We start from the raw sequence: 19,153 nt of genomic DNA, 5'->3' as shown, positions 1-19,153 counted from the left end.
ATAGACCAACGCGGGATATTTAAGGAAACAATTGACGGCTTTGACGACGAAACAGGGTGATTAACGAAGCCGTTAACGGCGTTGGTCGCGTGTCGCGCCGCTGGATCAGGTAGTAAGTTGCTCTGGGCAATACCTCACGTATGGGGATCATCACCAGTTTATCCGCCATCATCGGATCGTTTCCGAGCTCTACCGGCAGAATACTAAGGAAATCGCTCTTCACCACCAGACTGATGCACGAAGAGAAGGTTTCGCAAACGATATCGACCTTGGGCGCCAGCCCGGCCTGATTAAACATCTCCTGCAACTGTTTGAAGTAGCTACCGCGCGGCGTTGGCATCGTCCAGTGGTGATCGAGCAATTCAGTCAGGGAAGTGGCGCGCGCCGCCGGATGCCCTGCGCGGGCGAATACCGCGAACGGTTTCTCAAACAGTTTTTCAAAGCTGAATTCATGATCGTACGGGCCGGGATAGTAGGTGTTGATAGTGAAATCAAGCTCACCCTGGCGCAGTTCATTAATCATCGCCAGGAGTTGCCCTTCCATGATCCGAACCTTCACCAGCGGATGCTGCTGATGAAAGCGACAGATAACCGATGGCATCAGCGAACGGGCGACGCTGGCGCCGAGACCAATATTAATCTGCCCGGCCTGCTCCCCCTGACGCTGCAGGAGTTCATCCTGCGCCGCCCGAAGCTCTTCAAGGATCAGGCTCGCATGTTGATAAAAACTTTCGCCGTTTTCCGTCAGCGCCACCCCCTGGCTGCGGCGGACAAACAGTTGGGCGGAAAGCCCTTCTTCCAGCTCTTTAATCGCTTTGGTCAACGCGGGCTGCGAGATCGCCAGCGCCCGGCTGGCGCCGCGAATACTCCCCTCGCGAGCGACCTCAACGAAAGCGCGAATTTGATGAAATTTAATCTGAAATGACATGTTTTAGGTGATAACCATTGTTTATCAGACAGAAGAAAATGACATCTACTGTAATCCATCATGCTGTGGCAGGTTAAGGGTGAGATTGCCAGAAAGGCGTTCGTGATAATTAAAAGCTATCACACCGTGAACGCCGTCACACTTTTTAATTATGACAGGAAGGGTTATGCCGCAACTTCATGAATTGGTAAGCCAGCTGGCGCCGGAAATGACGCAATGGCGTCGTGATTTTCACCTGCACGCGGAGTCCGGCTGGCTGGAATTTCGCACCGCCAGCAAGGTTGCCGAGATCTTAGACGGCCTCGGTTATCAACTCGCGCTGGGTCGCGACGTTATCGATGCCGACAGCCGGATGGGGCTGCCCGACGATGCCACCCTGGAGCAGGCATTCCAGCGCGCCCGCGAACAGGGAGCGCCGGAACGTTGGCTGCCGGCTTTTGAAGGCGGATTCGCCGGCGTCGTCGCCACCCTGGACACCGGCCGCCCCGGCCCTACGCTTGCGTTTCGCGTCGATATGGACGCGCTCGATCTTAACGAACAACACGACGATCGCCATCGCCCGCATCGCGCGGGTTTCGCCTCCTGCAACGCCGGGATGATGCACGCCTGCGGCCATGACGGACATACCGCCATTGGGCTGGGTTTGGCGCACGTGCTAAAGCAGTATGCCGATCGGCTCAACGGGATCATCAAGCTGATTTTCCAGCCTGCCGAAGAAGGCACCCGCGGCGCGCGCGCGATGGTGGCGGCAGGCGTGCTCGATAACGTGGACTACTTCACCGCCATTCATATCGGTACCGGCGTTCCCAACGGTACCGTGGTCTGCGGCGGTGACAACTTTATGGCGACCACCAAATTCGACGTGCAATTCGAGGGCGTCGCCGCTCACGCCGGCGGCAAACCGGAAGATGGGCGCAACGCGCTACTGGCCGCCGCCCAGGCCGCCCTCGCATTACACGCCATCGCGCCGCACAGCGCAGGCGCCTCGCGGGTTAACGTCGGTGTCATACAGGCCGGCACCGGGCGTAACGTGGTCCCCTCATCGGCGCTAATTAAAGTGGAAACCCGCGGCGAGACGGAAGCTATCAACCAGTATGTGTTTGAGCGGGCGCAAAACGTGATTGCCGGCGCCGCAGCAATGTATGAAGCCCGCTATGAACTTCGGCTCATGGGCGCGGCAACCTCCAGCGCCCCCTCTCCGGCGTGGGTGCAATACCTGCGTGAGCAGGCAGTACAGGTGCCGGGGGTAGTAGAAGCAGTGGATCATATTGCCGCGCCGGCGGGATCCGAAGATGCCACTTTGATGATGGCGCGGGTACAGGATCGCGGCGGACTGGCTTCATATATGATTTTCGGTACTGAACTGAGCGCCGGACATCACAACGAGAAATTTGATTTCGACGAAGGCGTGATGGTCATCGCGGTCGAGACGCTGGCGCGCATCGCGCTCAATTTTCCCTGGCAGCGAGGTGTGTGATGGAAAAGATCTATCAATTTGTCGATGACATCATTACGTCACGGCGCGACGATTTTTGCGCTATTGCCGATGATATCTGGGATCATCCGGAAACCCGCTTCCAGGAATTCTGGTCTGCCGCGCGGTTGGCCGATGCGCTGGAAACGGAAGGTTTTAAGCTAACCCGTCACGCTGGCGGCATACCCAATGCGTTTATCGCCAGCTACGGCGAGGGTAAACCGGTCATCGCCCTGCTCGGCGAGTTTGATGCGCTGGCAGGACTCAGCCAACAGGCGCACAGTGCTGAACCAACATCCGCGACGCCGGGGGAAAACGGCCACGGCTGTGGGCATAATCTCCTCGGCACCGCGGCGTTCGCCGCCGCCGTCGCCGCGAAACAGTGGCTGCAGCAGCAAGGCGGAGCGGGCACCCTGCGCTTTTATGGCTGCCCGGGGGAAGAAGGCGGCTCGGGTAAAACCTTTATGGTGCGCGAGGGATTATTCGATGATATTGACGCCGCCCTCACGTGGCATCCGGAAGCCTGGGCCGGGATGTTCAGTACCAGCACGCTGGCCAATATTCAGGCGGCGTGGCGCTTTACCGGAACCGCTGCGCACGCGGCAAACTCACCGCATCTGGGGCGGAGCGCGTTGGACGCCGTCACGCTGATGACCACCGGCAGTAATTTCCTCAATGAGCATATTATCGAGAAAGCGCGTGTGCACTACGCCATTACCGATACCGGCGGCGTGTCGCCCAACGTGGTGCAGGCGCAAGCTGAAGTGCTGTATTTGATTCGCGCTCCGGAGATGGCCGATGTGCAGCAAATCTTCGCCCGTATTGAGAAAATCGCCCAGGGCGCCGCGCTGATGACCGAAACCAGCGTCAGTTGCCGTTTTGAAAAAGCCTGTTCCAGCTATCTCCCCAATCGCACGCTGGAAGCGGCAATGTATCAGGCCGTATGTCATTACGGTACGCCGCAGTGGAGTGACGAAGAGCGCGCTTTCGCGGCGGATATTCGCGCCACGCTCGGCGTGAACGATATAAATAACAGCCTGAAGAATATTGCCGGTACCAGCTGTGAAGAAGGAAAAGCGTTTGCCCGCCGTCATCACGACACGGTGTTGATCGATGAGGTCGCGCCGTGGGCGGCAACGGAAAACGTGCTGGCGGGATCTACCGACGTCGGCGACGTGAGCTGGAAAGCGCCGGTGGCCCAGTGTTTTAGCCCCTGTTTCGCCATCGGTACGCCGCTGCATAGCTGGCAACTGGTGAGCCAGGGAAGAACCTCCATCGCCCATAAAGGGATGCTGCTGGCGGGTAAAATTCTGGGAGCAACGGCGATTCGTTTGTTCAGCGACAGGCCGTTACTCGAAGCAAGCCAGCAGGAACTGGCTCAGGTACTGGCGGTAACTCCATACCAGAGCCCGATCCCACGTGACGTCGTACCATCAATTTTAAAATAAGAAAAATTAGCCTCTGGGATAGCGTACAGCGTGATGGCAATCGCCAATAAAAATAACAGCTGACAACCCCTGAGGCATGCCGCAAACAACACAACAACGACAACTGAGGAACGCCCATGAGTATGTCATCCATACCGTCGCATTCCCCCACCGGTAAGCTGTATGGCTGGGTTGAAAAAATAGGTAATAAGGTTCCGCATCCATTTTTGCTGTTTATCTATCTGATCGTCGCGCTGATGGCCACCACCGCCATTTTGTCGGCGCTAAACGTCAGCGTACAGAACCCCACCGACGGTTCGCGAGTGGTGGTAAAGAACCTGCTCAGCGTAGAAGGGCTGCACTGGTTTCTGCCAAACGTGATTAAAAACTTTAGCGGCTTCGCGCCGCTGGGGGCGATTCTGGCGCTGGTGCTCGGTGCCGGTTTCGCCGAACGTGTCGGCCTGCTGCCGTCGCTGATGGTCAAGATGTCATCGCACGTTAGCGCGCGTTACGCCAGTTACATGGTGTTATTTATCGCCTTCTTCAGCCACATCTCTTCCGACGCGGCGCTGGTCATTATGCCGCCGCTGGGGGCGTTAATGTTTCTCGCCGTCGGCCGCCATCCGGTAGCCGGGTTGTTGGCGGCAATCGCCGGCGTCGGCTGCGGATTCACGGCAAATTTACTTATTGTCACTACCGACGTGTTGCTCTCCGGTATTAGTACCGAAGCGGCGAAAACGCTTGATGCCTCGCTGCATGTTAGCGTTATCGACAACTGGTACTTCATGGCCACCTCAGTCATCGTTCTGACGCTGGTCGGCGGGTTGATTACCGATAAACTGGTCGAGCCGCGGCTAGGAAAGTGGCAAGGCCAGAGCGATGAAACGCTGCAGACGCTGACGGCGGAACAGCGCTTCGGGCTGCGCATTGCCGGTATTGCGGCGCTGTTGTTTGTGGCGGTTATCGCACTGATGGTGGTGCCGGAAAACGGCATCCTGCGCGATCCTATCAAACATACCGTGATGCCCTCGCCTTTTATTAAAGGCATCGTACCGCTGATTATCTTTTTCTTTTTCGTCGTATCTTTAGCTTACGGCATCGCCACCGGCAAAATTCGCCGTCAGGCTGACCTGCCGCAGTTAATGATCGAGCCGATGAAGGAGATGGCCGGCTTCATCGTGATGGTCTTCCCGCTGGCCCAGTTTGTCGCCATGTTCAACTGGAGCAATATGGGGAAATTCATGGCGGTAGGATTAACGGATATACTGGAAAGTGCGGGAATGAATGGCGTGCCGGCGTTTGTCGGTCTGGCGCTGCTGTCGGCGTTTCTGTGTATGTTTATCGCCAGCGGTTCGGCTATCTGGTCGATTCTGGCGCCCATTTTTGTACCGATGTTTATGCTGCTGGGCTTTCACCCGGCGTTTGCGCAGATCCTGTTTCGTATCGCCGATTCGTCCGTACTGCCGCTCGCGCCGGTATCGCCATTTGTACCGCTGTTTCTCGGCTTTTTACAGCGCTACCGGCCCGATGCCAGACTGGGTACCTACTATTCGCTGGTATTACCCTACCCGCTGATTTTCTTAGCCGTCTGGCTGCTGTTGCTGGTGGGCTGGTACCTGGTAGGGCTACCGATTGGCCCAGGTATTTATCCACGCTTGCCATAACGCGGCAACAGGCCAGGGATGGCCTGCGTAAGTTAACGCGATGTGGTGCGGTTCAGGAACGTTTTATACAGACTTTCGATGACCACCGACAGCAAATTGATAGCTAATCCGCTGATAATCAACACAACAACTCCCGTTAACATGTATTGCATATCGCCACCTTTCTTGTAGTTAAAAAAAACCAGCGCCAAAGCGCTGGAAAAAATAATTGACTCAAGGAATGCCTGTATATTTATCTGCGGCGCCGGGTGCCTCCCGGTGAATTAGCCAGTTCACACTAATCCGCGTGCGTATGACAAACTGCATAGAGATTTGAACTGAACGCTCCTCCGCACAGGGAAATTCGCCGCCAGACAAAGGTAGCAAAATGCCCATCACGCCGCGCCTGCTAGTTAATGCAAAAATAAACATTGCTCCACCCCTTCCTTTATTCCGACGATTAACCATCAGGCAACGGATGACTGAATTTAAATGACTGCGATTCGTATTTATAAATTAATAGTACAGGTTTCATTATTTGCTGACCTTTCGGAGGTATAGTTTGCAGGCCGCACGTCATGATATGGTGTGCCCTTGCCGAATTAACCTCGTAGAAGGACGCCCGATGCTGACGCTGCTGCAAGATAAAATCGACACCCCGCTGGGGCCGCTGTGGGTCATTTGCGATGAACAATTCAACCTGCGCGCCGTAGAGTGGGATCAGCACCGCGACCGCATGGAGCAACTGCTCGACATCCACTACCGTCACGAGGGTTATAAACGCGTTGATGCGCGCGATCCTGGCGGGCTGAGCGCGAAGCTGCAGCAATATTTCGACGGCGATCTCGCAATTATCGATACCCTGCCGACGGCAACCGCCGGTACCCCCTTTCAACGTCAGGTGTGGCAAGCGCTGCGCACGATTCCCTGCGGGCAGGTGATGCATTACGGTCAGTTAGCCGAGGTTCTTGGCCGTCCGGGCGCGGCCCGTGCGGTTGGCGCGGCAAACGGTTCCAATCCGGTCAGCATTGTGGTTCCCTGCCATCGGGTAATTGGCCGCAACGGCACCATGACCGGCTACGCCGGCGGCGTACAGCGTAAAGAGTGGTTATTGCGCCATGAGGGCTATTTGCTGCTTTAACAGATAATGCCTTTTTTGGAAATTACAGGTAACTTTACAATAATTAATCGCTTAATAATTTTCTTGTTATCAAAGAGATATGGCGATCGACATATTTACCCTTCTAATATTACGTCTTTCCGGGTTTCGAGACTTACTTGCTCCTCAAAAAGATGTTAAAATTGACCAATATCAATTAAAGCTTGAGCAGACATATGATCCCGGAAAAGCGAATTATACGACGCATTCAGTCTGGTGGTTGTGCAATCCATTGTCAGGATTGCAGCATTAGCCAGCTCTGCATCCCCTTTACTTTGAACGAACATGAGCTGGATCAGCTTGATAATATCATCGAGCGTAAAAAGCCTATTCAGAAAGGGCAAACCCTGTTCAAAGCGGGTGATGAGCTGAAGTCGCTGTACGCTATCCGTTCAGGGACCATCAAAAGCTACACCATCACCGAACAAGGCGATGAGCAGATTACTGGCTTCCATCTGGCTGGTGATTTGGTCGGCTTTGACGCCATTGGCACCGCCCTGCACCCAAGCTTCGCGCAGGCGCTGGAAACCTCGATGGTCTGCGAAATTCCGTTCGAAACGTTGGATGATCTTTCCGGTAAAATGCCGAACCTGCGTCAGCAGATGATGCGTCTGATGAGCGGCGAGATCAAAGGCGATCAGGACATGATCCTGCTGCTTTCCAAAAAGAACGCCGAAGAACGGCTGGCGGCCTTTATCTACAACCTGTCCCGCCGTTTCGCGCAGCGCGGTTTCTCACCGCGTGAGTTCCGTCTGACCATGACCCGTGGCGACATCGGCAATTATCTGGGCCTGACGGTTGAAACCATCAGCCGCCTGCTTGGTCGTTTCCAGAAAAGCGGTATGCTGGCGGTGAAAGGGAAATATATCACCATCGAAAACAGCGATCTGCTGGCGCAACTGGCAGGCCAGGCGCGCAACGTCGCCTGATTTATCTCCGCTATACTCTCTTCCACCTTGTGCCGGATCGACATTTTTTTCTAATTTGTTGATCTGGCCAGGGTCATCCCCTGTTTCAATTCATCCATATAGGTTATCTTTTTAAATACTGACTGTAGCTACAGCTGTAAGGAGACCCTGTATGGCGAAGTATCAGAACATGCTGGTAGTAATCGACCCTAACCAGGACGACCAGCCTGCATTACGGCGCGCGGTGTATCTGCACCAACGGATTGGTGGACGCATCAAAGCCTTTTTGCCGATTTATGATTTTTCCTACGAAATGACTACCCTGCTGTCGCCCGACGAGCGGACGGCGATGCGCCAGGGCGTGATTAGCCAACGCAGCGCCTGGATCCGTGAACAGGCCAAGTTTTACATTGAATCCGGGGTGCCAATCGATATCAAAGTGGTGTGGCACAACCGCCCCTTTGAAGCCATCATTCAGGAAATCATCAGCGATAAACACGACCTGCTGCTGAAAATGGCCCATCAGCACGACAAACTCGAAGCGGTCATCTTCACCCCGACCGACTGGCACCTGCTGCGCAAATGTCCATGCCCGGTATGGATGGTTAAAGATCAGCCGTGGCCGGAAGGCGGTAAAGCGCTGGTGGCGGTTAATCTGGCCAGTGAAGAGAACTATCACAACGCCCTTAATGAAAAACTGGTGCGGGAGACCATCGCCCTCGCCGATCAGGTTAACCATACCGAAGTACATCTGGTTGGCGCCTATCCGGTGACGCCTATTAACATCGCCATTGAATTACCTGATTTTGACCCGAGCATCTATAACGATGCGATTCGCGGCCAGCATCTGCTGGCAATGAAAGCGCTGCGTCAGAAATTCAGCATCGATGAAAGTCGCACCCACGTAGAAAAAGGGCTGCCTGAAGAGGTTATCCCTGATTTAGCTGAACACCTGCAGGCCGGGATTGTGGTGCTGGGCACCGTTGGCCGCACCGGCATCTCTGCCGCGTTTCTAGGCAATACCGCGGAACAGGTTATCGACCACCTGCGCTGCGACCTGCTGGTACTGAAACCGGAGGCCTATCAAACTCCAGTTGAACTGGACGATGAAGACGACGACTAACGGCGTCTCATCAGGCCTGAAGTTTTATCTAATCATCCCCCGCCCGTCGGGGGATTTTTTTGTCGGCCCGCTAAAAAAGAAAAAGGGCCATACGGCCCGGGATATCAACGCTAATTGAACATACTTACAGAATGCGTTAGTGGATACCTAAACGCCAGGCCAGGTCGATCTCTTCTTTCAGCTCCATTGATGAAAGCGACATCAGATCGGCAAACTCGAGCTCGAGGAGTTTGAGCTTCTTCAGGTACTGCGCGGGGGTCATAACGGAAGTGTCGCGGCGCAGGTACTCGATGGCCATCTGCGTGGGGGTTAACTCGGTATCCATAATATCCTCAGTGTGGTGAAAAAACAGGCATAGTATAACACCCATCGCCGTTCACTTTATGAGCAAAATCATGGTTTCACTGTCTATATAAAAAAGCCGTCTCAACAGAGACGGCTTAGAGCGTTGCGCTATTACAGCGCTTTCAGAATGGCATCCACGCTGGCTTTAGCGTCGCCAAACAGCATGTGGGTGTTCTCTTTGAAGAACAGCGGATTCTGCACGCCAGCATAGCCGGTGTTCATCGAACGTTTGAAGACCACCACGTTTTGCGCCTTCCACACTTCCAGCACCGGCATACCGGCGATCGGGCTCTTCGGATCGTCCTGCGCCGCCGGGTTGACGGTGTCGTTCGCGCCGATCACCAGTACGGTATCGGTATCGGCGAAATCATCGTTGATTTCGTCCATTTCCAGCACCACGTCGTAAGGTACTTTCGCTTCCGCCAGCAGCACGTTCATATGCCCCGGCAGTCGCCCGGCGACAGGGTGGATGCCGAAGCGCACCTTGATACCGCGTGCGCGCAGCTTCTCGGTGATTTCCGCGACCGGATACTGCGCCTGCGCCACCGCCATACCGTAGCCCGGCGTGATGATCACGGAATGCGAGTTTTTCAGCATTTCAGCCGTCTCTTCGGCGCTGATTTCACGATGCTCACCGACTTCTTCATCGCCGCTGGAACTGCCGCCATCGGTGCCGAAACCGCCGGCAATAACGCTGATAAACGAACGGTTCATCGCCTTACACATAATGTAGGAGAGGATGGCACCGGAAGAACCAACCAGCGCGCCGGTCACGATCAGCAGGTCGTTGCTGAGCATGAAGCCCGCCGCCGCCGCCGCCCAACCGGAGTAGGAGTTCAGCATCGATACCACGACCGGCATATCCGCGCCGCCGATAGACGCCACCAGGTGCCAGCCGAACGCCAGGGCGATAATGGTCATCACCAGCAGGCACAGTACCTGGGTTCCGGTGCTGTCGGTACGCACGAAGGCCACCAGCAGCAGGAAGGAAATGACCAGCGCCGCCAGGTTCAGCTTGTGGCGATTCGGCAACATCAGCGGTTTTGACGAAATTTTGCCGCGCAACTTACCAAAGGCAACGATCGAGCCCGTGAAGGTTACGGCGCCGATAAAGATACCGAGGAATACTTCGGTCAGGTGAATATTCGCCAGCACCTGATCGAGGCCCGGTCCGTGGTCGAGATAGCTGTTGAAGCCAACCAGCACCGCCGCCAGACCAACGAAGCTATGTAGCACCGCCACCAGCTCCGGCATCTCGGTCATTTCGACTTTCTTCGCCAGACGGATACCAATCGCCCCGCCGATAACCATCGCCACGATGATCCAGCCGACGTTACCGCTGTCCGGCCCAAAAATGGTGGCAATCAGCGCAATCGCCATCCCGGCGATGCCGTACAGGTTCCCCTGCTTCGACGTTTCGTGCTTTGACAGCCCCGCAAGGCTAAAGATAAACAGAATAGCGGCAACAATGTATGCAGCTGTAACTAATCCTCCAGACATGTGCTACCCCTTAGTTTTTGCGGAACATTTTCAGCATGCGCTGAGTGACGGTGAAACCACCAAAAATATTAATGCTGGCGATCAGCACCGCGATAAAGCTCAAGAAGCTGACCCAGCCGCCGTGCCCTATCTGCAGCAATGCCCCAACGACAATGATCCCTGAAATGGCGTTGGTTACCGACATGAGCGGCGTGTGCAGCGCGTGCGACACGTTCCACACCACGTAGTAGCCGACTACGCAGGAGAGCGCGAAGACGGTAAAGTGACCCAGAAACTCTTTAGGCGCGACGTTCGCCAGCCAGCCAAAGAGGATAATCGCCAGCGCCATCAGCGCGTATTTACGCCACGGCGAGCCTGGTTTGGCCTCTTCTTTTGGCGCTTCGACGGTTTTCGCCGTCGCCTGCGGCTGCGCGGATACCTGAATCGGCGGCGCCGGCCAGGTAATTTCGCCCTCGCGGACCACGGTAACGCCACGTACCACCACATCGTCGAAATCGATGGTGATATTGCCGTCTTTTTCCTTGCACAGCAGCTTCAGCAGGTTTACCAGGTTAGTGCCGTAGAGCTGAGAAGATTGCGTCGGCAGACGACCCGGCAGGTCGGTATAACCGATAATTTTCACGCCGTTGGCGGTGGTCACGACTTCGCCCGGCACGGTGTATTCGCAGTTGCCGCCGTTTTGCGACGCCAGGTCGACGACGACGCTGCCCGACTTCATGGAGTCAACCATTTCGCGGGTAATCAGCTTCGGCGCCGGTTTACCCGGGATCAGCGCGGTGGTAACAATGATATCGACATCTTTAGCCTGCGCGGCGAACAGCGCCATTTCGGCTTTGATAAAGGCTTCAGACATGACTTTGGCATAACCGTCACCGCTGCCCGCTTCTTCTTTGAAGTCCAGTTCAAGGAACTCGGCGCCCATACTCTGCACCTGTTCTTTCACTTCCGGACGGGTATCGAAGGCGCGGACGATGGCGCCGAGGCTGTTCGCCGCGCCGATCGCTGCGAGGCCGGCGACGCCCGCGCCGATGACCATCACCTTCGCAGGCGGCACTTTACCCGCCGCGGTGATCTGGCCGGTAAAGAAGCGGCCGAATTCGTGCGCCGCTTCGACAATCGCGCGATAACCGGCGATGTTAGCCATCGAACTCAGCGCATCTAACGACTGGGCGCGGGAAATACGCGGCACCGAGTCCATAGCCATGACGTTGATACCGCGAGCGGCCAGCTTTTCCATGAGATCCGGATTCTGCGCCGGCCAGATGAAACTCACCAGCGTGGTGCCCGGGTTGAGCTTCGCAATTTCCGCATCGTTCGGCGCGTTAACCTTGAGGATAACGTCGGAGTGCCAGACGTTATCCGCGCTGACGATTTCCGCGCCCGCCTGTTCGAAGGCTTCATCGTCGAAGCTCGCCAGTTTCCCGGCCCCGCTCTCGACCGCCACGCTAAACCCGAGCTTAAGCAGCTGCTCGACCGTCTTCGGCGTCGCAGCGGCCCGGGTTTCCTGAGCTAAGCTCTCTTTTGGTATCCCAATTCGCATAGTTTTCCCTTCCATCGGTTTTTGATGATGGTTTATTTTTTTCACAAATGCGCCAGCGGCGGCGCAAAAACGCCGCACAGGTATTCATCTGGAAAATGAAACAGTAACAAACTTTTTATAACCTACTGAAAATACCGATTGTGATCTACATCGTTAAAACAGAATTTTTGATTTTATTGAGAAAAATTAGTCCTGACTGCGTCAGGCAGCAATATTTGCCTTAATTTTATGCCAGAACCTGATAATTCGCTTACCTTTGCGGTTAATTCGCCATTTATTACCGCCAGTATCATTGCATTAACATTACGTTAACTTATAAAAGTGATATTGATTATCGATTTTGCTGTTCAAGGGGCTGTTTTTTCAACATATCAGTATTTGTTATATTTTTGTAACGAACGATTCGGGCGGGAAGTGAAAAATGACGCAGACAGTTACGTTGTTTAAATGCAATAATCACCTGTTTTCAGTCAACAACAATACCAGTACATGGTTTGCGCAAGGCAAAGGATTATTTTTATGAAGCTTAAGAACACACTCCTGGCGTCTGCTCTTCTGGCTACCACCGCGTTGTCTGCCCATGCAGCGACCGAGCTGACTCCGGAGCAAGCGGCAGCGCTGAAGCCCTATGACCGCGTCGTCGTCACTGGCCGTTTTAACGCGATTGGCGATGCCGTACAGGCGGTTTCCCGCAAGGCGGATAAAGATGGCGCAGCTTCCTTTTATGTTGTCGACACCTCAGATTTCGGCAACGGCGGCAACTGGCGCGTAACGGCGGATTTTTATAAAGAAAACGCCCCGCAGGCGGATACCCCGAAAAACCGTATCATTAACGGCGTGATGGAACTGCCGAAAGATCAGGCCGTCGCGCTGATGCCGTATGACACCGTAACCGTGCAGGGCTTCTACCGTAGCCAGCCGGAAGTCAACGACGCCATCGCCAAAGCGGCAAAAGCTAAAGGCGCGTATGCCTTCTTCATCGTCCGCCAGGTTGACGCCAACCAGGGCGGCAACCAGCGCATCACCGCTTATATTTATAAAAAGGATGCGCAGAAGCGCGTACTGCAGAGCCCGGATGCGATTCCTGCTGATTCCGAAGCCGGTCGCGCCGCTCTGGCTAAAGGCGGCGAAGCGGCTAAAAACGTCGAAATCCCAGGCGTGGCCTCCTCTGCCGCGGTCGGCGCCGGTACCGGCGTAGGTCTGTTCTACGAAACCCAATCGTCGAAAGGCGGACGTTACACTGTCACCTTGCCGGACGGCACGAAAGTCGAAGAGGTGAACAAAATCACCGCCGCGCAGATGGTGCCGTTTGATAGCATCAAATTCACCGGTAACTACGGCAACATGACGGAAATCTCCTATCAGACCGCGAAACGCGCGGCGAAGAAAGGAGCGAAATACTACCACATCACCCGCCAGTGGCAGGAACGTGGCGGTAACATCACCATTAGCGCCGACCTGTATAAGTAATCGGTTTCAGCTGCTCAAAAAGGCGACATGATGTCGCCTTTTTGCATTTTTTCGCCCGCCGCCATTGCATGCGTACAAGACACTCCGTAAAATCCCGCGCCTTAGCGTAATCCTCCATTTTTATGCGATTTCGCCAAATAAATATTCTTGATTCACTGTTGCCACCTCGGGAATACAATGGAAAAGAAACTGGGCCTTAGCGCCCTGACCGCACTGGTACTCAGCTCCATGCTGGGCGCGGGCGTTTTCAGTTTGCCGCAAAACATGGCTGCCGTCGCCAGCCCATCCGCTCTGCTTATCGGCTGGGCCATCACCGGCGTCGGGATTCTATTCCTCGCATTCGCCATGCTATTACTGACCCGTATCCGCCCGGAACTGGATGGCGGCATATTTACCTATGCCCGGGAAGGTTTTGGCGAACTGATCGGTTTCTGTTCCGCCTGGGGCTACTGGCTGTGCGCGGTGATTGCCAACGTCTCCTACCTGGTTATCGTCTTCTCCGCCCTGAGTTTCTTCACCGATACGCCGGAGATGCGTATTTTTGGTGACGGTAACACCTGGCAGGCGATCGTCGGCGCGTCCGTGCTGCTCTGGGTGGTGCATTTTCTGGTGCTGCGTGGGGTACAGACCGCTGCAGGCATTAACCTGGTGGCGACGCTGGCGAAGCTGTTGCCGCTCGGCGCGTTTGTGGCGCTGGCCGCTATCGCGTTCCGGCTCGATACTTTCCGTCTCGACTTCAGCGGTATCGCGCTCGGCGTACCGGTATGGGAACAGGTGAAAAACACCATGCTGATTACCCTGTGGGTATTTATCGGCGTGGAGGGCGCGGTAGTGGTCTCTGCCCGCGCCCGTCATAAGCGCGACGTTGGCCGCGCGACACTGCTGGCGGTAGTCTCGGCGCTGGCGGTTTATCTGCTGGTCACCCTGCTGTCGCTGGGCGTTGTCGCCCGCCCGGAACTGGCTGAAATGCGCAACCCGTCGATGGCTGGCCTGATGGTCAAGATGATGGGATCGTGGGGCGAGGTAGTGATCGCCGCGGGATTAATTATCTCCGTCTGCGGCGCCTATTTAAGCTGGACCATTATGGCCGCTGAAGTGCCGTATCTGGCGGCGACGCATAAAGCGTTCCCACGCCTGTTCGCCAAAACCAATAAGAATAACGCCCCCTCTTCCTCGCTGTGGTTGACCAACATCAGCGTGCAGATTTGTCTGGTGCTGATTTGGCTTACCGGATCCGATTACGGTACCCTGCTAACCATCGCCTCAGAAATGATTCTGGTGCCCTATTTCCTCGTCGGCGCTTTCCTGCTTAAGATTGCCGTACGTCCGTTACACAAAGCCGTGGGTGTCGGCGCGTGCGTTTATGGCTTATGGTTATTGTATGCGTCCGGTCCTGTGCATTTGCTATTGTCGGTGGTACTTTACGCTCCGGGTCTTCTGGTTTTCCTGTACGCCCGCCGTACTCACCAGCACGATCGCATGCTCAAACGCCGTGAAATGGCATTAATTGGTTTTTTGCTGGTTGCCGCCGTTCCGGCAACGTGGATGCTGGTGGGGTAAGCGGTTGCCCTACCGCTGAACTTGAAAGGAGATACCCATGGCTGAAGCACAGCCTCGTCCGGTCCTGATCACGGGAGCAGGCCGCCGTATCGGCCTCGCTCTGGCACACCATTTTTTAAACCAGCAGCAACCGGTGATCGTCAGCTATCGCCAGCATTATCCATCGATTGACACCCTGCGCGACGCCGGCGCGGTGTGTCTGCAGGCCGATTTCAGCAGCGACGACGGTATTCTTACCTTCGCGGAAGCGGTGAAAGCGCAGACCAGCGGCCTGCGCGCGATTATTCATAACGCCAGTGATTGGATGGCGGAGAAACCGGGGGTGCCGTTATCCACGGTGATATCGCGGATGATGCAAATTCACGTCCACGCGCCCTATCTGCTTAACCACGCGCTGGAGAGCCTACTGCGCGGTTTTGGTCACGCGGCCAGCGATATTATTCACATTACCGACTACGTGGTGGAACGCGGCAGCGATAAGCATATCGCCTATGCCGCCAGTAAAGCGGCGCTTGATAATATGACCCGCTCTTTCGCCCGTAAGCTGGCCCCGGAAGTAAAGGTCAACGCCATCGCGCCATCGCTGATTATGTTCAACGAGCATGATGACGCTGAATACCGTAAACAGGCGCTGGATAAATCGCTGATGAAAATCGCACCGGGTGAAAAAGAGATTATCGACCTTATCGATTATCTGTTCACCAGCTGCTACGTCACCGGCCGCTCTTTCGCGGTCGACGGCGGCCGACCGCTGCGCTAGTGGAAGCGACTCCAGCCTAGGATCAGCAGCCAGGCCGCCAGACTCCAGCAGATCACCGCGCCTGCCAGCGCGTAAGGCAGGCGCATTACGCCGGTGAAGTACCATAACGAAAGTAAGTAGATAAAATATGGGATGATTGACCACATGCCGAAGACGATAGTCGTGCGCAGCGCTTCAATGCCGCGCTCGCTGGCGACGATATAGTGGGCAATAAGCGCGAAGGTCGGAAATAACGGAATTAAACCGGCAATATAGTAATTTTTGGTTTTTGACAGTACGCCTATCAGTACCACCACCAGCGCTCCCAGCAGCGCTTTAATCAACAGCCCCATTTTATGCCTTAACATTTGAACAACAATTCCCCCAGCATAACGGAAGAACATTTGTTTATGAAAGATTAATGGCAGGCAATTTGCGGGCGGTGTATGTTAGCTTTTTAATTTATACGCGTAAGATATGAATAAGATCGTTTTTGTTGAGGATGAGCCCGAAGTTGGCGCGCTTATCGCCGCCTATCTGGGAAAGCATGATATGGACGTGGTCGTTGAACCGCGCGGCGACCGGGCCGAAGAGGTTATTGCTCGTGAACAACCCGATCTGGTACTGCTGGATATCATGCTGCCTGGCAAAGACGGAATGACGCTGTGCCGCGACCTGCGCAGCCAGTGGCAGGGTCCTATCGTGTTGCTGACCTCGCTCGATAGCGATATGAACCATATTCTGTCGCTGGAGATGGGCGCCAGTGATTATATCCTCAAGACCACCCCACCTGCGGTGCTGCTGGCCCGGTTACGTTTGCATCTGCGCCAGCATGTGGCTTCGCCGTCGATGCCTGCTCCCACAACCCTGACGCCGCATAAAGCCATTGTCTTTGGTTCGCTGTCGATCGACCCGGTTAACCGTCAGGTATTGCTCGGTGGCGACAACGTTGCTTTGTCCACCGCCGATTTCGACCTGCTGTGGGAGCTGGCGACCCATGCCGGGCAGATTATGGATCGCGATGCGCTGTTGAAAAATCTCCGTGGCGTCAGCTACGACGGCATGGATCGCAGCGTCGATGTCGCGATTTCACGCCTGCGTAAAAAGCTGCTCGACAACGCCAACGAGCCCTACCGCATCAAGACGGTGCGCAACAAAGGTTATCTGTTCGCTCCGCACGCCTGGGATAATTAATCGGTGTCAGGAATAGACCGATATCACGCCGTGTAGTCGGTCTTGAAATTCAGCGTATTTCTCTCTGAATGCCATTTCATCGTCTTCGCCATACCAGCGTACCACCTCACGGTTGGCGAGGAAATGATCCAGCAGTTCGCCGCTCGCCAGAATCCATTGCGGTAAACCATCGACCTGCAGGCTCCAGCCTCCGGGATGATAGTGGATGAAATCATTGCGCAGCTGGTGAAGCTTGCCCATGGCCGCCGTACAGTCTTCGCTGGGTGCGAATGCGCTGTTCTCCCTTGTCGCACGGTATAGCGTCATAAAGGACGGCAGTTGCAGCTTGTCGATGTTGGTGAAATCGTCGTTATAAATTTGCTCGTAGATCGCGCGAGTCGACGCTTTACCGTCGACCAGGTAGACCTGAAAGTCATTGCCCTGACATAACGCCAAAACCATCGCGTTCTGCAGGATGCTGTGCCAGCCGGTAATCACCCACTTCCACTGATAAGGGTCGGCGATCGCCTGCATATGGCTCAGAACCATATCGAAGGTTTTTAAAATCTCAGTATTATTATCAGTATGTAAATACACGGGCTTAGTCATCTGGCGCTCTCCATCATTTAAGGGGCGCTTAAATTAACAGAGAGGCTGGCGTCTGGCAGACCGGGGAAATGGCACAATACGGCCATCGGCCATTTGGCCTGGCGCCTCTGTGAGAACTTTGCCGAGCGGGATCCTTCTCCTGTAGAATCTTTTGACGCGAGATAACCCAGTTAATGACCGGTGATGATTAATGAAAAAACTGTTTGTGCAGTTTTACCTTTTGCTGTTCGTCTGCTTCCTGGTCATGACCATGCTGGTCGGCCTGGTGTATAAATTCACCGCCGAGCGCGCCGGTCGCCAGTCGCTGGACGATCTGATGAAAAGCTCGCTGTATCTGATGCGCAGCGAACTGCGTGAGATCCCGCCGCGCGACTGGAGCAACACGCTGAAAGAGCTGGACCTCAACCTCTCTTTCGATCTGCACATTGAACCGTTAAGCAAATTCAAGCTGTCGGAAAGCTCGATGCAGCACCTGCGCACGGGGGATATCGTGGCGCTGGACGATCAGTACACCTTCATTCAACGCATCCCGCGCAGCCATTACGTATTATCAGTCGGCCCGGTGCCCTATCTTTATTTTTTGCATGAGATGCGCCTGCTGGACGTCGCGCTGATGGCGTTTATCGCTATTTCACTGGCGTTCCCGGTGTTTATCTGGATGCGTCCACACTGGCAGGATATGTTGCGTATCGAAACCGCCGCACAGCGCTTCGGCGAAGGCCATTTTAGCGAGCGCATCCATTTCGATAGCATGTCGAGCTTCGAGCGACTCGGCGTGGCCTTTAACCAAATGGCGGATAATATCAACGCCCTGATAGCCAGTAAAAAACAGCTTATTGACGGTATCGCTCATGAACTACGCACGCCGCTGGTGCGCCTGCGCTATCGCCTGGAGATGAGCGAAAATCTGACCGAGGCCGAGTCGCAGGCTCTCAACCGCGATATCGGGCAACTGGAAGCGCTGATTGAAGAATTACTGACCTACGCTCGTCTCGATCGCCCGCAGAACGAACTCAACCTGACCACCCCGGATTTCCCGGCCTGGATCCGCGCGCACGTCGAGGACATTCAACTGGTCAATCCGCAGCGTGAAGTCGCGTTGCGCCAGCTAACGGCCGGCGACTACGGCGCGCTGGATATGCGTTTAATGGAGCGCGTGCTGGATAACCTGGTCAATAATGCCCTGCGCTACAGCCATCAACATATTCATATCAGCCTGTCGCTGGCCGGTTCACGGGCGACGCTGCGAGTGGAAGATGATGGCCCGGGTATCGCCCTTGAGGAACGCGAACGGGTATTCGAGCCGTTTGTCCGTCTCGATCCCAGCCGCGATCGCGCCACCGGCGGCTGCGGCCTGGGGCTGGCTATCGTACACAGTATTGCTCAGGCGATGGCCGGTGAAGTCCGCTGCGACGAAAGCTCGCTCGGCGGCGCGGCGTTCATTTTCAGCTGGCCTATTTACCACCAGCTTCCCGCTTTTACTTCTGCTTAGCCGAGCTTGCGCAGGCGTTACGGCCTGCGTATAGTTTATACTCAAACAGTATGTTGTAACTAA

At 55.2% G+C, this 19,153-nt stretch carries 18 protein-coding genes; 11 read left to right on the top strand and 7 right to left on the bottom strand.

Going from position 1 to position 19,153, the window contains the following annotated elements; translation table 11 throughout:
* Positions 1-19: 19 nt before the first annotated feature.
* Positions 20-928, bottom strand: a complete 909-nt coding sequence (locus PGR09_RS05050; RefSeq protein WP_045392375.1) for a LysR family transcriptional regulator — start codon at positions 926-928, stop codon at positions 20-22.
* A 166-nt stretch (positions 929-1,094) separates the two neighbouring features.
* Between PGR09_RS05050 and PGR09_RS05045 the strand changes: the two genes are divergently transcribed.
* The 3 genes from PGR09_RS05045 to abgT all read left to right on the top strand — a co-directional run bounded on the left by PGR09_RS05045 (position 1,095) and on the right by abgT (position 5,493).
* The gene (locus PGR09_RS05045; RefSeq protein ID WP_430915857.1) at positions 1,095-2,405 is read left to right on the top strand and encodes a M20 family metallo-hydrolase; all 1,311 of its coding nucleotides are present in this window, start codon (positions 1,095-1,097) and stop codon (positions 2,403-2,405) included.
* Positions 2,405-3,850, top strand: coding sequence for a M20 family metallopeptidase (locus PGR09_RS05040; RefSeq protein WP_430915855.1), 1,446 nt, complete (start codon positions 2,405-2,407; stop codon positions 3,848-3,850). The genes PGR09_RS05045 and PGR09_RS05040 overlap by 1 nt, the downstream gene beginning before the upstream one ends.
* 116 nt (positions 3,851-3,966) lie before the next feature.
* Positions 3,967-5,493, top strand: coding sequence for a p-aminobenzoyl-glutamate transporter (abgT, locus tag PGR09_RS05035; protein WP_316422208.1), 1,527 nt, complete (start codon positions 3,967-3,969; stop codon positions 5,491-5,493).
* A gap of 32 nt (positions 5,494-5,525) precedes the next feature.
* Here abgT and PGR09_RS05030 read toward each other — a convergent pair whose 3' ends face one another.
* On the bottom strand, positions 5,526-5,645 hold the full coding sequence (locus PGR09_RS05030; RefSeq protein WP_045392558.1) for a hypothetical protein: 120 nt from the start codon (positions 5,643-5,645) through the stop codon (positions 5,526-5,528).
* 452 nt (positions 5,646-6,097) lie between these two features.
* Here PGR09_RS05030 and ogt point away from each other — a divergent pair, with 452 nt between their 5' ends.
* From ogt to uspE, 3 genes are all read left to right on the top strand, one after another.
* Entirely contained in the window at positions 6,098-6,613 is a 516-nt protein-coding gene (gene ogt / locus PGR09_RS05025; RefSeq protein WP_045392390.1) for a methylated-DNA--[protein]-cysteine S-methyltransferase, read from the top strand.
* A gap of 194 nt (positions 6,614-6,807) precedes the next feature.
* Positions 6,808-7,560: a fumarate/nitrate reduction transcriptional regulator Fnr gene (gene fnr / locus PGR09_RS05020; protein WP_004862555.1), complete on the top strand. Its 753-nt coding sequence runs from the start codon at positions 6,808-6,810 to the stop codon at positions 7,558-7,560.
* A 151-nt stretch (positions 7,561-7,711) separates the two neighbouring features.
* The gene (uspE, locus tag PGR09_RS05015; protein ID WP_045392393.1) at positions 7,712-8,662 is read left to right on the top strand and encodes a universal stress protein UspE; all 951 of its coding nucleotides are present in this window, start codon (positions 7,712-7,714) and stop codon (positions 8,660-8,662) included.
* Between the two features lie 136 nt (positions 8,663-8,798).
* Here uspE and PGR09_RS05010 read toward each other — a convergent pair whose 3' ends face one another.
* The 3 genes from PGR09_RS05010 to pntA form a co-directional block, all read right to left on the bottom strand.
* Positions 8,799-8,987, bottom strand: coding sequence for a YdiH family protein (locus PGR09_RS05010; RefSeq protein WP_045392396.1), 189 nt, complete (start codon positions 8,985-8,987; stop codon positions 8,799-8,801).
* Between the two features lie 131 nt (positions 8,988-9,118).
* Positions 9,119-10,507 carry a Re/Si-specific NAD(P)(+) transhydrogenase subunit beta gene (gene pntB, locus PGR09_RS05005; protein ID WP_020078971.1) on the bottom strand — a complete coding sequence of 463 codons (1,389 nt, stop codon included), beginning with the start codon at positions 10,505-10,507 and terminating at the stop codon, positions 9,119-9,121.
* Positions 10,508-10,517: 10 nt separating this feature from the next.
* Complete coding sequence (pntA, locus tag PGR09_RS05000; protein ID WP_289576436.1) at positions 10,518-12,047, bottom strand: Re/Si-specific NAD(P)(+) transhydrogenase subunit alpha; 1,530 nt, start codon at positions 12,045-12,047, stop codon at positions 10,518-10,520.
* A gap of 519 nt (positions 12,048-12,566) precedes the next feature.
* On the opposite strand from pntA, the gene ydgH reads away from it, so the two are divergent.
* The 3 genes from ydgH (at position 12,567) to folM (ending at position 15,837) form a co-directional block, all read left to right on the top strand.
* On the top strand, positions 12,567-13,517 hold the full coding sequence (gene ydgH / locus PGR09_RS04995; protein WP_032711543.1) for a DUF1471 family protein YdgH: 951 nt from the start codon (positions 12,567-12,569) through the stop codon (positions 13,515-13,517).
* 177 nt (positions 13,518-13,694) lie between these two features.
* Positions 13,695-15,077: an amino acid permease gene (locus PGR09_RS04990; RefSeq protein WP_015366823.1), complete on the top strand. Its 1,383-nt coding sequence runs from the start codon at positions 13,695-13,697 to the stop codon at positions 15,075-15,077.
* Between the two features lie 37 nt (positions 15,078-15,114).
* Complete coding sequence (folM, locus tag PGR09_RS04985) at positions 15,115-15,837, top strand: dihydromonapterin reductase (RefSeq protein WP_045392402.1); 723 nt, start codon at positions 15,115-15,117, stop codon at positions 15,835-15,837.
* Here the strand turns inward: folM and PGR09_RS04980 are convergent.
* On the bottom strand, positions 15,834-16,169 hold the full coding sequence (locus tag PGR09_RS04980; protein ID WP_015366825.1) for a GlpM family protein: 336 nt from the start codon (positions 16,167-16,169) through the stop codon (positions 15,834-15,836). The genes folM and PGR09_RS04980 overlap by 4 nt on opposite strands.
* Positions 16,170-16,293: 124 nt before the next feature.
* Between PGR09_RS04980 and rstA the strand changes: the two genes are divergently transcribed.
* Positions 16,294-17,010, top strand: coding sequence for a two-component system response regulator RstA (gene rstA / locus PGR09_RS04975; protein ID WP_348874972.1), 717 nt, complete (start codon positions 16,294-16,296; stop codon positions 17,008-17,010).
* A 6-nt stretch (positions 17,011-17,016) separates the two neighbouring features.
* On the opposite strand, the gene PGR09_RS04970 is transcribed toward rstA, so the two are convergent.
* Positions 17,017-17,598, bottom strand: coding sequence for a hypothetical protein (locus PGR09_RS04970; protein ID WP_430915854.1), 582 nt, complete (start codon positions 17,596-17,598; stop codon positions 17,017-17,019).
* Positions 17,599-17,788: 190 nt separating this feature from the next.
* Between PGR09_RS04970 and rstB the strand changes: the two genes are divergently transcribed.
* On the top strand, positions 17,789-19,090 hold the full coding sequence (gene rstB, locus PGR09_RS04965; protein WP_329502842.1) for a two-component system sensor histidine kinase RstB: 1,302 nt from the start codon (positions 17,789-17,791) through the stop codon (positions 19,088-19,090).
* The last annotated feature ends 63 nt before the right edge of the window (positions 19,091-19,153 follow it).

The sequence above is a fragment of the Klebsiella sp. 141251 genome (assembly GCF_050600725.1).
Classification (GTDB): Bacteria; Pseudomonadota; Gammaproteobacteria; order Enterobacterales; family Enterobacteriaceae; genus Klebsiella; species Klebsiella aerogenes.
This window is presented reverse-complemented; position numbering and strand designations above follow the sequence as displayed.